The organism is Janibacter terrae (assembly GCF_039636765.1).
GTDB lineage: Bacteria > Actinomycetota > Actinomycetes > Actinomycetales > Dermatophilaceae > Janibacter > Janibacter terrae.
In genome coordinates this window covers 1032485-1045031 of record NZ_CP144167.1, presented here as the reverse complement: position 1 = coordinate 1045031, position 12547 = coordinate 1032485, and the positions used below count along the sequence as shown (strand labels likewise).

At 73.9% G+C, this 12547-nt stretch carries 12 protein-coding genes; 3 read left to right on the top strand and 9 right to left on the bottom strand.

From position 1 onward, the window contains the following. Positions 1-56: 56 nt before the first annotated feature. Both V3C34_RS05260 and V3C34_RS05255 read right to left on the bottom strand, forming a co-directional pair. Positions 57-1367: a geranylgeranyl reductase family protein gene (locus tag V3C34_RS05260; protein WP_068326317.1), complete on the bottom strand. Its 1311-nt coding sequence runs from the start codon at positions 1365-1367 to the stop codon at positions 57-59. 118 nt (positions 1368-1485) lie between these two features. Continuing rightward, complete coding sequence (locus tag V3C34_RS05255) at positions 1486-2181, bottom strand: demethylmenaquinone methyltransferase (RefSeq protein WP_338538707.1); 696 nt, start codon at positions 2179-2181, stop codon at positions 1486-1488. Positions 2182-2222: 41 nt separating this feature from the next. Here V3C34_RS05255 and V3C34_RS05250 point away from each other — a divergent pair, with 41 nt between their 5' ends. Then, positions 2223-3524, top strand: coding sequence for an isochorismate synthase (locus V3C34_RS05250; RefSeq protein WP_346008262.1), 1302 nt, complete (start codon positions 2223-2225; stop codon positions 3522-3524). An 83-nt stretch (positions 3525-3607) separates the two neighbouring features. Here V3C34_RS05250 and menD read toward each other — a convergent pair whose 3' ends face one another. The 6 genes from menD to V3C34_RS05220 all read right to left on the bottom strand — a co-directional run bounded on the left by menD (position 3608) and on the right by V3C34_RS05220 (position 9361). After that, positions 3608-5353: a 2-succinyl-5-enolpyruvyl-6-hydroxy-3-cyclohexene-1-carboxylic-acid synthase gene (gene menD / locus V3C34_RS05245; RefSeq protein ID WP_346008261.1), complete on the bottom strand. Its 1746-nt coding sequence runs from the start codon at positions 5351-5353 to the stop codon at positions 3608-3610. Between the two features lie 51 nt (positions 5354-5404). Beyond that, positions 5405-6847, bottom strand: coding sequence for a hypothetical protein (locus tag V3C34_RS05240; protein WP_346008260.1), 1443 nt, complete (start codon positions 6845-6847; stop codon positions 5405-5407). Continuing rightward, positions 6844-7146 (bottom strand): hypothetical protein, encoded by a 303-nt coding sequence (locus V3C34_RS05235; RefSeq protein WP_068425651.1) that lies wholly within the window; start codon positions 7144-7146, stop codon positions 6844-6846. Before V3C34_RS05235 ends, V3C34_RS05240 begins: the two co-directional genes overlap by 4 nt. 85 nt (positions 7147-7231) lie before the next feature. Beyond that, positions 7232-8221: an o-succinylbenzoate synthase gene (locus tag V3C34_RS05230; protein ID WP_338538711.1), complete on the bottom strand. Its 990-nt coding sequence runs from the start codon at positions 8219-8221 to the stop codon at positions 7232-7234. Further along, a complete protein-coding gene (locus V3C34_RS05225; protein WP_068326338.1) occupies positions 8218-8625 on the bottom strand; it encodes a VOC family protein in 408 nt (135 codons plus the stop codon). Before V3C34_RS05225 ends, V3C34_RS05230 begins: the two co-directional genes overlap by 4 nt. Positions 8626-8653: 28 nt before the next feature. Next, positions 8654-9361, bottom strand: a complete 708-nt coding sequence (locus V3C34_RS05220) for a hypothetical protein (protein WP_068326341.1) — start codon at positions 9359-9361, stop codon at positions 8654-8656. Positions 9362-9507: 146 nt separating this feature from the next. Between V3C34_RS05220 and V3C34_RS05215 the strand changes: the two genes are divergently transcribed. Further along, on the top strand, positions 9508-10980 hold the full coding sequence (locus V3C34_RS05215; RefSeq protein WP_346008259.1) for a GntP family permease: 1473 nt from the start codon (positions 9508-9510) through the stop codon (positions 10978-10980). A gap of 59 nt (positions 10981-11039) precedes the next feature. Here V3C34_RS05215 and V3C34_RS05210 read toward each other — a convergent pair whose 3' ends face one another. Next, on the bottom strand, positions 11040-11492 hold the full coding sequence (locus V3C34_RS05210; RefSeq protein ID WP_068326346.1) for a DoxX family protein: 453 nt from the start codon (positions 11490-11492) through the stop codon (positions 11040-11042). A gap of 96 nt (positions 11493-11588) precedes the next feature. On the opposite strand from V3C34_RS05210, the gene V3C34_RS05205 reads away from it, so the two are divergent. After that, positions 11589-12545 (top strand): 1,4-dihydroxy-2-naphthoyl-CoA synthase, encoded by a 957-nt coding sequence (locus tag V3C34_RS05205; protein ID WP_068326349.1) that lies wholly within the window; start codon positions 11589-11591, stop codon positions 12543-12545. Positions 12546-12547 lie beyond the last annotated feature (2 nt).

Here is a 12547-nt window from a genome sequence, read left to right as displayed (position 1 = left end):
ACATGTGATGCACGCCACCGATCCTAGGGGTGGCCGGCAGCACGCCGACGCCGGGCTCACGCATTGGGAGCCACCTTGGTCATGAGCTGGACGAGCCGGTCGTCGAGACCGCCGCCCTTCTCCTCCGGGAGGTTGGCCATGAGCTTGAGCATGAACTTCATGAGGGTCTGGCGCGGGAGGCCGTACTTCGTCGCCAGGCGCATGATCTCGGGCTTGCCGATGAGCTTGGCGAACTGCGCGCCGAGGGTGAAGTAGCCGCCGTGCATGTCCTTCATCCGGCCGACGTAGGACTGGAGCACGCGCTCGCGGTCCGCGGCGGTCGGCCGGGCGAGCGCCTGCACGATCGTCTCGGCAGCGGCGTGACCGGCCTCGAGGGCGTAGTCGATGCCCTCGCCGTTGAAGGGGTTGACCATGCCGCCGGAGTCACCGACGAGCATGAGGCCGTCGGCGTAGAGCGGCTGGCGGTTGAAGGCCATCGGCAGCGCCGCCGCGGTGATCTCGCCGGTGATCGTGTCCTCGTTGATGCCCCACTCGGCCGGCATCGTCTCGACCCAGCGACGCATGACGTCCTTGTAGTCGGTGCGGCCGAAGGCCTCGGAGGTGTTGAGGACGCCGAGGCCGATGTTGGAGCGGCCGTCGTTCAGGCCGAAGAGCCAGCCGTAGCCCGGCATGAGGATCCGGCCGCCGTCGGGGGTGGTGGACCACAGCTCGAGGTGGCTCTCGAGGTAGTCGTCGTCGTGGCGCGGGGTCTCGTAGTACGCGCGCACCGCGACGGCCATCGGCCGGTCCTCGCGCTTCTCGCGGCCCATCTTCACCGACAGGCGGGAGGAGACGCCGTCCGCGGCGACGACGACGGGGGCCCGGTAGGTCTCGGTCTCGCCCGTGGCGCGACCGCGCTCGTCGACGACCTTCGCGACGACGCCGACGATGCGCCCCCCTTCGTCACGCAGCGGCTCGGAGACATTGCGTCCCTCGAGGAGCTCGGCCCCGCTCGACGCGGCGTGGCGGGCGAGGACCTCGTCGAGGTCCTGGCGGGCGCGGACCATGCCGTACCCGGGGAAGGAGGTGACATCGGGCCAGTCGAGCTGCAGCCGCATGCCGCCGCCGATGATCCGCAGGCCCTTGTTGCGCGCCCAGCCGTCGGTCTCCGACAGCGGGATGCCGAGGTTGATCAGCTGGCGGACCGCTCGGGGGGTGAGCCCGTCCCCGCAGATCTTGTCCCGGGGGAAGCGGGACTTCTCCAGCAGGACGACGTCCTTGCCGGCCTTCGCCAACCAGGCCGCGGTGGCGCTGCCACCCGGTCCGGCCCCGACGACGATGACGTCGACGCTGCGGCCACCCTCGGCCGCCGGCAGTGCACTGGTCACGAAACTTCCCTCAGCTGCTTGTGAAGCATTTCACGATCGCCGGGAAGCCTACTCTTTGGGAACAACGAGGCGGACACAGGTTCACCTAACCTGCGGGCGCGTCCGGACGAAGGGGGACTCAGCCCGCCTTGACGGCGCGGTGCAGGGCGACGATCCCGCCCGTGAGGTTGCGCCACTCGACCCCCGACCATCCGGCGCCCTCGATCATCCGGGCCAGCGGCTCCTGCGCGGGCCAGCTCTGGATCGACTCGGCGAGGTAGACGTAGGAGTCCGGGTTGGAGCTCAGCCGGCGGGCGACGGGCGGGAAGGCTGCCATGAGGTACTCGCTGTAGACCGTGCGGAAGGTCTTGTTGACCGGCTGGCTGAACTCGCAGACGAGCAGGCGCCCACCCGGTCGGGTCACGCGCAGGAACTCGCCGAGCGCCACCTCGGGCTGCACGACGTTGCGGAACCCGAAGGACATCGTCACCACGTCGAAGGACGCGTCGGCGAAGGGCAGGCGGGTCGCGTCCGCGGCGGCGAAGTCGAGCTCGGGGCTCTGCTTCAGGCCCTGGCGGAGCATCCCGAGGGAGAAGTCGGCGGAGGCCACGTGGGCGCCCGCCGCGCGCAGCGGGAGGGAGGAGGAGCCGGGACCGGCGGCGATGTCGAGGATGCGCTGGCCCGGCCTCGGGTCGATGGCGGCGACCACGGCCCGACGCCACAGCCTCGTCTGCCCCAGCGACAGGACGTCGTTCATCAGGTCGTACTTCGCGGCGGTCTCGTCGAACATCGCGGCGACGTCCTTGGGGTCCTTCTGGAGGGTGGCGCGGCTCATGTGCTCATCCTCGCACCCGCAGTCGTACGCTGGACCGCGACATGACCTCTCCATCGCCCGCCGACGTCCCCTCCACCTCCGGCGTCCCGCACCCCGCGCTCGTCGTGCGGACGGTGTCCGTCCCCCTCCCCCGCGTCACGGACCTGCTCGGGCTGCTGCCCGAGCCGGACGACGCGGGCGACATCGTCTCCTGGGTCCGCAAGGGCGAGGGCTTCGTCGGCTGGGGCCGGGTCGCGACCTTCCGGGCGACGGGTCCGCACCGTTTCGAGCAGGCGCAGGAGTGGTGGCGCGAGGTCACCGCCGAGGCGATCGTGCGCGACGACGTCGACGAGCCGGGGACCGGGCCGATCGCCTTCGGGTCGATGGCCTACTCGCGCCGCTCCCCCTCCGAGTCGGTGCTCGTCGTCCCCGAGGTCGTCGTCGGCCGTCGCGGCAACCTCGCGTGGGTCACGACGATCACGACCGATGCCACGGTGCCCGCCGCGGACCAGGCGCTCGCTCGCCAGCCCGCGCCGCGCGACCCGGGGCCGGTGGACTTCGCCGACCGGGACCTCACCGCGGAGCGCTGGGCCGAGGCCGTGGAGGAGGCGGTCCGCCGGATCAACGCCGGCTCGCTCGACAAGGTCGTGCTCGCCCGCGCCGTCCAGGCGACCGCGCAGCAGCGCATCGACCCGCGGTGGCTGCTGCAACGGCTCGCCGCGGACTACGACACGACGTGGGTCTTCGCGGTCGACGGCCTCGTGGGCGCCACCCCCGAGATGCTCGTGCGGCTCGAGCGCGGCCTCGTCACCTCGCGCGTGCTCGCCGGCACGATCCGGCGCACGGGCGACGACAGTCACGACCTCGCGCTCGCCGGGTCGCTGGCCCGCAGCAGCAAGGACCTCGAGGAGCACGAGTACGCGGTGCGCTCGGTCGCGGACGCCCTGACCGACCACACGTCCTCGATCAACGTGCCGGACTCCCCCTTCGTCCTGCATCTCAACAACGTCATGCACCTCGCGACGGACGTCGCGGGGGTCGTCGACGACGACTCGACCTCGCTCGCCCTCGCCGCGTCGCTGCACCCGTCGGCCGCCGTGTGCGGCACGCCGACGCCGGTCGCCGACGGGGTCATCGCCGAGCTGGAGCAGATGGACCGCGGGCGCTACGCCGGGCCGGTGGGCTGGATGGATGCCTCGGGCGACGGCGAGTGGGGCATCGCGCTGCGCTGCGGCTGGTACGAGGACGCGACCTCGCTGCGCCTGTACGCGGGCTGCGGGATCGTGGCCGGGTCGGTCGCCGGGGACGAGGTCGCCGAGTCCGTCGCCAAGCTGCTGCCGATGCGGACGGCGCTCGGCGGCTGACCCTGCGCGAGACTCGGGTCATGGCCGCAATTTCGGCCGGACAGGAGCCAATTCCCGAGTCTCGGTGACGTGGACTGCCGGGGTCAGGCCAGAGCGGCGGCGACGGCCGCGCGCACTCGCTGACCGGCCGCGCGCCGGGCGTGGCCGGGGACCGGCACCCGGATGACGCGGATCCCCGGGCTGCCGTGATGCAGCAGGCCGGCGAGGTCGTCCGGGCTGTGCGCCGTGGTCGAGGGCACCCCGTGGGCCGCGCAGAGCAACCCGATGTCACTGCCCGTGGGTGTCGTGAAGAGCCGCGTCATCGGCCCGGACAGCTCCGGCGCGCCGTACTCGAGCGTGCCGAAGATGCTGCCCCCGTCGTCGTCGAGCACGACGATCGTCAGGTCCGGGCGGGGCTCGGCGGGCCCGATGAGCAGGCCGTTGGCGTCGTGCAGGAAGGTCAGGTCGCCGAGCAGCGCCACGGTCGGCCCCGGGCGGGACAACGCGATGCCGACGGCGGTCGAGACGCAGCCGTCGATCCCCGCGAGCCCGCGGCTGGCGAGGACCTCGACGTCGGCGCGCGGGTGGGCGACGCCGTGCGCGAGGTCACGGGCGACGCTCGAGCTGCCCAGGAAGAGGGCGGCGTCCGGTGGCAGTGCGTCGTGCAGGGCCCGGGCGACCGCGGGGCCGGCGGCATCGGTGGGGACGGCGGCGGCGAGGCGCTCGCCGGCCTCGCGCCAGGTCCGGGCGAGGTCGCTCTCCTCCCACCCGGGTCCCTCCAGCGACAGCGCGGCGAAGGGGTGCACCGCGGCCGCCGCGTGGGTCGCGTCGGCCCAGCCGTCGGCGCCCGGCTCTCCGGTGGTGACCACCTCGACCCGGACCCCGGGGGTGCGCGTGAGCGCCGGCACGGAGCGGCCGAGGGTGGGGCGCCCGACGACGAGCAGGCGCGAAGGGAGGTGCGCCGCCACCCAGTCCGTCGCCGTGAGGACGAGGTCGCCGTGGGGCAGGACGAGGTCGCTCGTGCCCGGCCCCGGCTCGGCGACGACCGGAGCGCCGTGGTGGCTCGCCCAGGCGAGCGCGGCGGCCCGGTGGTCGGCGGTGGGCAGCTCACCGATGACGACGAGGGTGTCGGGGTCGTGCTCGAGGGGGACTGCATGCCCGGCGGTGACGGGGGCGGGGCCGGTCACGGCGACCCAGGGGTGGTCGCCCTCGCGACCGACCACCGGGTCGAGGTGTCCCCGACCGGGTGGGCGGTCGTTGTGCCCTCGACCCGTCGCGGGGGCGGCGATCGCCGTCGGGGCGAGCGGGTCGCGGTAGGGCAGGTCGAGGTGGACGGGCCCGGCACTCCCCTGCCCGGCGAGGGCGCCGGTCGCGGCGGCGACGGCCCGGGCGGCGGCGGTCCGCCAGCCCGCGGCCTGGCGGGCGGGGTCGGCGGGCGTCTCGAGCTCGAGGGCCAGCCGGACGTGCTCGCCGTAGACGCCGAACTGGCCCGTGGCCTGGTTGGCGCCGACCCCGCGCAGCTCCGGGGGCCGGTCGGCGGTGAGGAGGAGCAGCGGGACCGCGCCGTGGTGGGCCTCGAGGACTGCGGGGTGGAGGTTGGCCACGGCCGTCCCGCTCGTCGTGATGACGGCGGCCGGCCGGCGGGAGGCCTTGGCCAGGCCCAGCGCGAGGAAGGCCGCGCTCCGCTCGTCGACCCGCACGTGCAGGCGCAGCCGCCCTGCCAGCTCGAGGTCGTGGGCCGCGTAGGCGAGCGGGGCCGAGCGCGAGCCGGGGCACAGGACGACCTCGCGGACGCCGAGCCGCGCGAGCTCGTCGAGGAGCACACGAGCACCGGTCGTCGAGGGATTCACCCACCCGATCCTGCCACCCCGCAGGGCCGGTGTCGGGCGGGCGGGCTCCCCTCAGATCCGCTCGACGTCGTAGTCGATCGTCACGGTCGGCGTCCCGGCCGTCCCGACGAAGGGGGCTGCCCCCTGCCGCCACTCCGCGAGGGAGGGGTCCTCGCTCGCGTCGACCAGGCGCGCGGTCTCGGCGTAGCGGCCGCTGTCGTGCGCCTGGGTCGCGCGGGCGTCCCGGCCCAGGTCGTCGGCGAGGGAGCGCTCGACGGTCACCCAGCCAGCGCGGTCGGGGTTGGCCGCGCCCTCGAGACCGGGCACGAGGTCCTCGGTGTGCTCGAGGCTCAGCACCGACACGTCCTCCGGCACCCCGAGGGAGGCGACGGGGGCTCCGGAGGTCACGACGTGGGTGATCCCGAGCCGCCGTCGCAGGTGCGGGTTCGCGGCGAGTGCCGCCGCGGTGATCCCGCCGTGGCTGTGCCCGGCGGCCATGACGCGCGGCGGTCCGGTGTCCCCGACGCGGCGGCGGGCGTCGGTGACGGCCCGCTCGACGGCGAGCATCGAGGCGGTCGTCTCCCCCGCGAGGAGCAACGCGTTGCTCGTCAGGTCCCACGGGTTGGCGCCGGCCCGCGGGTCGAAGGTCTGCGTCCCCGGGATGTCCACGACCCAGGCCCAGGTGCCGTCGGCCTGGGGGATGCCGGTCACGCGCAGCCGCGACCCACCCGACGTCGGTCCGTCGGCCGCGACGAGGTCGGCGACGCCGCGGGGCGCCCGACCGACGCCTGCCGGTCGGGGCCGCAGGTCGACCCGGCGGCCCGACTCGTCGAGGACGGCGCCCTTCGTCGCGGCGACGACCACGGCGAGCGCGCCGGCGTGGTCGCGCGGCGGGTAGGGCACGCCGGCCCGGCCGCTACGCCAGCCGAGCCACAGGCCGAGCACCGGCACCCCCTCGCCGAGACCGAGGAGCAGCCCGTCGAGGCCGTCGGCCGCGGCGGGGACGAGCCACGGGTGGTCGAAGAGGATCTCGTCGGCCTCCTGGCCGAGACCCAGCCCGATCGAGATCGCCGCCGCTCGGGCACCGGGCACGGTCATCACGGCCGCGACCACCGGCACACTCGCCAGCCCGGCCCCGAGGACGACCGGGGCCACCGATCGGCCGACCCACGCGCCCGCGCTCGTCGCGATGCCGTCGGTGAGGGCCTGGACGCTGTGTTCGGCGTCGCGGTAGGCGTGGACGGCCGCCGTCGTCGCGGCCGCGGTGGTGCCGACCTCGACCCCGACGGCGACGACCCCGGTGCACCGGCCGATGGCCAGCTCGGCGGTGACGGCCTCCACCGGGGCCAGCAGCCCGGCGAGCGCGAGCCCCGGGTCCACCGCGGCGAGGCCGATCGCCAGGCCCACCTCGCCGACGTCCAGCGCGATCCGCCGCAGGCGTCCCGCGGACTCCTCGAGCTCGTCGAGCCCGACCGACAGCCCGGCCGCGCCCCCGGTGACGCTGATCCCGCTCACGGCAGCACCCGGGCCGTGAGGTCGACGGCGCCGACCATGTGCAGGCGCGACTCGGCGACGGCCTGCAGGTGCCGCACGTCGGCGGCGGCCTGGCGCACGCGACGGGCATAGGTGGCGAGGTCGTCGGCGTGCTCGCCGACGACGTCGCGGTGCAGCCGAGCCGCCTCCCCCTGCCAGCTCGTGGCCGTCGCGCTGCGCGCCTGCACGGCGCACGCGTCCAGCCGGTCGGCGTGGCGCTCGAGCCGCACCGCCACCGCTGTCAGCTCCCCCGGGAGCAGCCTGTCGATCCCCGTGTCCATGGGTCCACCCCACCCCTTGGGCAGGGCGGGCGGGACCCCCTTCGCGCTCCTGTGGACGAAGGGAGCGCCACCACCGGGCCTGTGGTCAGACGCGCGCCGCCCAGGCCGCGCGGACCCGCTCGCGCCACCAGTGCTCCCGGGCCGGCGACGCGGCGTGCGCGGCGAGGAGTCGCGGGTCGGGGGCGACGTCGCGGACCGGCAGGGCACCGGCCACGGGGAGGAGGGGCTCACCCGTCACGTCGGCGGCGAGCAGGGCGCCGGTGCCGAGCCCGCACGCGTGGTGGAGCTCGGGCAGCGCGGCGGCGAGGGCGACACCGGCGCGCAGGCCGACGCTCGAGTCGATGGCAGAGGAGACCACGGCCGGCAGGCCGCACTGCTCGACGACGCGCAGCGCGGAGGCCACCCCGCCGAGGGGCGCGACCTTGACGACGATGACGTCGGCCGCGCGCAGGCGGGCGACCTCGAGCGGGTCCTCCGCCTTGCGGATGGACTCGTCGGCGGCGACCCGGACGTCGACGCCCTGGTGCGCGAGCTCGACGCGCAGCCGAGCGAGGTCGCGCACGTCGGCGCAGGGCTGCTCCGCGTACTCGAGGCCGTACTGCGCGAGGAGGGACAGGCTGTCGGCAGCCTGCGTCAGGGACCAGCCGCCGTTGGCGTCGACGCGGATGCGCGCGTCCGGCCCCATGACGTCGCGGACGGCGGCAACCCGGTCGAGGTCGTCGCGCAGGTCCTGGCCCCGCTCGGCGACCTTGACCTTGGCGGTCGTGCAGCCGTCGTAGCGGGCGAGGACGGTCGCCACGTCGGCAGCGGGGACGGCGGGGACGGTCGCGTTGACCGGGACCTCGTCGCGCACGGGCTGCGGCCACCCGTCCCAGGCGGCCTCGATCGCCGCGTCCAGCCAGCGCGCGGCCTCGGTCGGCCCGTACTCGAGGAAGGGCGCGAACTCCCCCCACCCGGCGGGTCCGCGCACCAGCGCGACCTCGCGCTCGGTGACCCCGCGGAACCGGGTGTTGAGCGGCAGCGTGACCACGTGCAGGCCGTCGAGCAGCTCCTCGACGGATGCGAGCGCGGTCATCGGTCCCGGCTCGAGAGCACGCAGAACTCATTGCCCTCGGGGTCGGCGAGGACGGTCCAGGTGACCTCCTGCTCGTCCTGGCCGACGTCGACGCGGGTGGCGCCCTGGGCCAGGAGCGTCTCGATCTCGGCGTCGCGCTCCTGCTCGACGTGAGGCGCCAGGTCGAGGTGCAGGCGGTTCTTGATCGTCTTGCCCTCGGGCACGGGGACGAAGACGAGCGAGGTGCGCAGGCCCTGCCAGGTCGCCAGGTCGTCGACCGGGTCCTCGGTGTGCTCGGGCGGCACGACATTGGCCTCGTACTCGTCCTCGTAGCCGATCCGCCACCCCAGGACGTCGGCCCACCACCGCGCAAGGGCTCGGTGGTCACGCGCGTCGATCGCCGTCTGGTACCAGTGCAGTGCCATGCACAGGACGGTAACCCGCGCTCGGCCCTCACCCGGCCGTCGCCGCCGCCCGGGCCGCCTCGGTCTCGAGGAGCACGTCGCGCAGGCTCATCAGGTCAAGACGAAAGCGACTGACGAGGAAGGCCGTGTCACCCAGGACGTACACGTCCGGCACTCCCGGCGGCCGCTGCCCGTGGCACCAGGCGTCACCCCCGAGCGTGATCGCGAGTGCCCGGGAGCGGTCCTGGTAGGACTGCACGGGGACCCCCGCGAGGTAGTCGCGCACCCTGAAGACGGCCGCGCCCCCGACGAGGCCGTTGGCCTTGGCCGCGCAGTGGATGATCCCCGCCGCGACCCGGGCCGGCTCGGCGGACCGCCACCGTTCGAGCAGCCGCGCCCGGGCGCTCGCGGCGAGCAGCCGTCGGTAGACCGTGGGCAGCTCGGCGGCCGCCAGCGGCGGCGGGCCGGACGCCATGAGGACCGCGTCGATCGAGCGCACCCATCCCGGCGGGACCGGGCCGGCCAGCGCGTCCGGGTGCAGTGGCTCGTCGACCGGCAGTGGGTCGCCGACGAGTCGCTCGAGCTCCTCCGGCCCACCGACGACCCGCTGGAGCCAGCCACGCATCGTCTGCTGCGGCACCGGCTCGCGCAGCCCGTACGTCAGGTCCTCACCGGGCGGCGGGACCGGCCCCCACTCATCGCCCATGACCGGGCCGCCGCCACCGCCGTCGATCCCGTACAGCCATCGGTCCGTCATGTCGCGTCCTCTCGCCCGTGACGGTCCGGGTGACCGGCCACAGGTCCACCCCACCGGCTGCGGGAGGCGAGGGGGACCCCCTTCGGCGGGCTGTGGACGGACGCCGAGCGCGGCGGGGGCTGGGGACGGGCGTAGGGTCGCTGCCCGTGGACATCGCCCTGACTCTCATCGCGATCGCCGTCGCGATCGTGCTCATCATCCGCTTCAAGGTCGACCCGGTGATCTCGCTGATCATCTCCTCGGTCTTCCTCGGTCTGTCCGCGGGGGTGGGGGCCGAGGGCACGGTCACGGCCATCACCACCGGCTTCGGCGAGATCATGGGCGAGGTCGGTCTGCTCATCGGCTTCGGCGTGCTCATCGGGTCGCTGCTGCAGGCGACCGGCACCTTCCGGGCGCTCGTCGAGATCATCGCGCGCCGGGTCGGCGGCAAGCTGCCGTACGCGATGACCGCGGCGCTGTCGGCGATCTTCCCGTCCATCTACGTCGACGTGCAGGTCGTCCTCGCCTCCCCCATGGCCCGCCAGGCGGCGCCGGTCGTCGACCGCAAGCGCGGCCTGCCGTGGCTCGCCGGCGCGATCGGCATCGGGATCTTCGCCGGGTACGTCTTCTTCGTGCCGGGCCTGGCCGCCGTGGCCATCGCCGGCCAGCTGAAGCTGCCGCTCGGCGAGTACCTGATCTTCGGCGCCCCGATCGGCGTCGCGACCGCGCTGATCACGACCTTCCTCTTCCGGCTGCTCCTGCAGACCCGCTTCTGGGACGAGACCACCGACATCGATGCCGACGAGGAGGAGCACCCCGACAACCCGGGGCACCGCGCCTACCTCGCCCGCGCCGCGGCCGAGGCCGCTGCGGCCCGTCCCGGCGCCGGGTCCGGTGCGACAGCGGGGTCCGGCGCAGCACCGACGGTCGACGGCGTGGACGCCGACCTCGAGGACCCCGACGCGGTGCCGGACCGCGCGCTGCGCCTGCCGCTGCTGCTGCGCCTGTCCCCGATCCTCGTGCCGCTCGTGCTCATCGCCTTCGGCGCCTTCATGGACCTCTTCGACAAGAGCAACGCGACGATCGCCTTCCTCGGCAATGCCAACATGGCGCTGTTCATCGGCCTGCTCATCGCCTTCCTCATCGGGCGCGGCGCGCTCGGCGGGGACGGCACGGAGGCGGCTCTCTCGCAGGGCTTCCGGACCACCGGCGAGATCCTGCTCATCACCGGCATCGGCGGCTCGCTCGGGGCCGTCATCACCGAGACCGGGCTCGACGCGTCCCTCAAGAAGCTCTTCTCGGCCGACGCCACCGCCCCCGTCCTCATCACCGTGCTGCTCGCGTGGTTCATCGCCGCGCTGCTGCACTTCGCGATCGGGTCGGTCTCGGTCGGCGCGATCACCGCGTCGGGCATCATCAGCCCGGTCGTCGCCTCGACGGGTGTCGAGCCGGTCGTCGTGGCCCTGGCCATCGCGTCCGGCGCGATGTTCGCGCTGCACGTCAACAGCAACTTCTTCTGGATGTTCAAGAGCCTGCTCGGTCTCTCGACCAAGGGCGCGCTCAAGACGCTGACGCTCGCGACCTCGCTCGGCGCGGTCGTGTCGTTGCCGTTGGTGCTCCTGGCGAGCATCGTCGCCTGACGCGGGAGCCCCCTTCGTCGTCGTGACGAAGGGGGCTCCCCGGCGGCGGTGCGCGACGGTCAGGCCGCGACGCGCTCCCGCTCGGGGGCGTCGACCTGCGTGACGGCGCGACGACCGGCGAGGACCGCGTCGAGAGACCAGGCGCCGGGGCCGGCGACGGCGAGGGCCGCGCCGATGCCGGCGAGCAGGAGGACGAGCTCGTAGCCGCCCTCCCCGACGAAGAAGCCCGCCGACAGGTGGACGACGAAGAGCGCGCCGAGCATGACGAGCGCGTAGACGGCACCGACGACGCGGGTGCCGAGGCCGAGGACGATCAGGACGCCGCCGACGAGCTCGACGAGCAGGGTCAGCGGACCGGTGACGCCGGCGAGCGGTGCACCCATCCCGGCGAACATCTCACCGACGCCGCCGAAGCCGGCGGCGGTGAGCTTCTGCCAGCCGTGCAGGAACATGGTCAGGCCCATGACGATCCGCAGGATCACGAGGGCGAGGTCGATCTGGGTGCGGCGCATGCGTCGCGTCCTTCCAATTGATTGCAACTACAACAGTTGTTACTTTAATCATCATCGGGTCCGCTCGCCAAACCGACGGTCAGTAGGCTCGCCCCCGTGAGCGCACTGGACAACGTCAGCGAGACCTTCGACCCGCAGGCCTGGGAGGTGGTCCCCGGGTTCGAGGACCTCACCGACCTCACGTACCACCGGGCCAAGGACGTCGGGTGCGTGCGCATCGCCTTCGACCGGCCGGAGATCCTCAACGCCTTCCGCCCGCACACCGTCGACGAGCTCTACCGGACCCTCGACCACGCCCGACGCACCCCCGACGTCGGCGTCGTCCTGCTCACCGGCAACGGCCCGACCCCGCGCGAGGGCAGCAGCGCGACGACCGAGGGCTGGGCCTTCTGCACCGGCGGGGACCAGCGGATCCGCGGCCGCTCCGGCTACCAGTACGCGGCGGACCCGACCGGCGACGACAGCGTCGCGGGCATCGACGAGCGCCGCGTCAAGGCCGAAGGGGGGCGCCTCCACATCCTCGAGGTCCAGCGCCTCATCCGCACCATGCCCAAGGTCGTCATCGCGCTCGTGAACGGCTGGGCAGCCGGCGGCGGCCACTCGCTGCACGTCGTGTGCGACATGACGCTCGCCAGCCAGCACGCGCGGTTCAAGCAGACCGATGCCGACGTGGGCTCCTTCGACGGCGGGTACGGCAGCGCCTACCTCGCGAAGATGGTGGGGCAGAAGCGCGCCCGGGAGATCTTCTTCCTCGGCCGCGCGTACACCGGCCAGGAGATGTACGAGATGGGCGCCGTGAACGCGGTCGTCGACCACGCCGAGCTCGAGACCGAGGCGCTGACCATGGCCCGCGAGATCATGGCGAAGTCCCCGACCGCGATCCGCATGCTCAAGTTCGCCTTCAACCTCACCGACGACGGGCTCATGGGCCAGCAGGTCTTCGCCGGCGAGGCGACGCGCCTCGCGTACATGACCGACGAGGCGGTCGAGGGGCGCGACCAGTTCCTGGAGAAGCGGGACCCGGACTGGTCGCCCTTCCCCTGGTACTTCTGATC

Excerpts from the sequence above, each read along its gene's own strand:
- V3C34_RS05255 (WP_338538707.1), bottom strand. The coding sequence starts at position 2,181 with ATGAGCCGCGCCACCCTCCAGAAGGACCCCAAGGACGTCGCCGCGATG.
- V3C34_RS05210 (WP_068326346.1), bottom strand. The coding sequence starts at position 11,492 with ATGCGCCGCACCCAGATCGACCTCGCCCTCGTGATCCTGCGGATCGTC.
- V3C34_RS05220 (WP_068326341.1), bottom strand. The coding sequence starts at position 9,361 with ATGACGGACCGATGGCTGTACGGGATCGACGGCGGTGGCGGCGGCCCG.
- V3C34_RS05250 (WP_346008262.1), top strand. The coding sequence starts at position 2,223 with ATGACCTCTCCATCGCCCGCCGACGTCCCCTCCACCTCCGGCGTCCCG.
- V3C34_RS05225 (WP_068326338.1), bottom strand. The coding sequence starts at position 8,625 with ATGGCACTGCACTGGTACCAGACGGCGATCGACGCGCGTGACCACCGA.
- V3C34_RS05230 (WP_338538711.1), bottom strand. The coding sequence starts at position 8,221 with ATGACCGCGCTCGCATCCGTCGAGGAGCTGCTCGACGGCCTGCACGTG.
- V3C34_RS05235 (WP_068425651.1), bottom strand. The coding sequence starts at position 7,146 with ATGGACACGGGGATCGACAGGCTGCTCCCGGGGGAGCTGACAGCGGTG.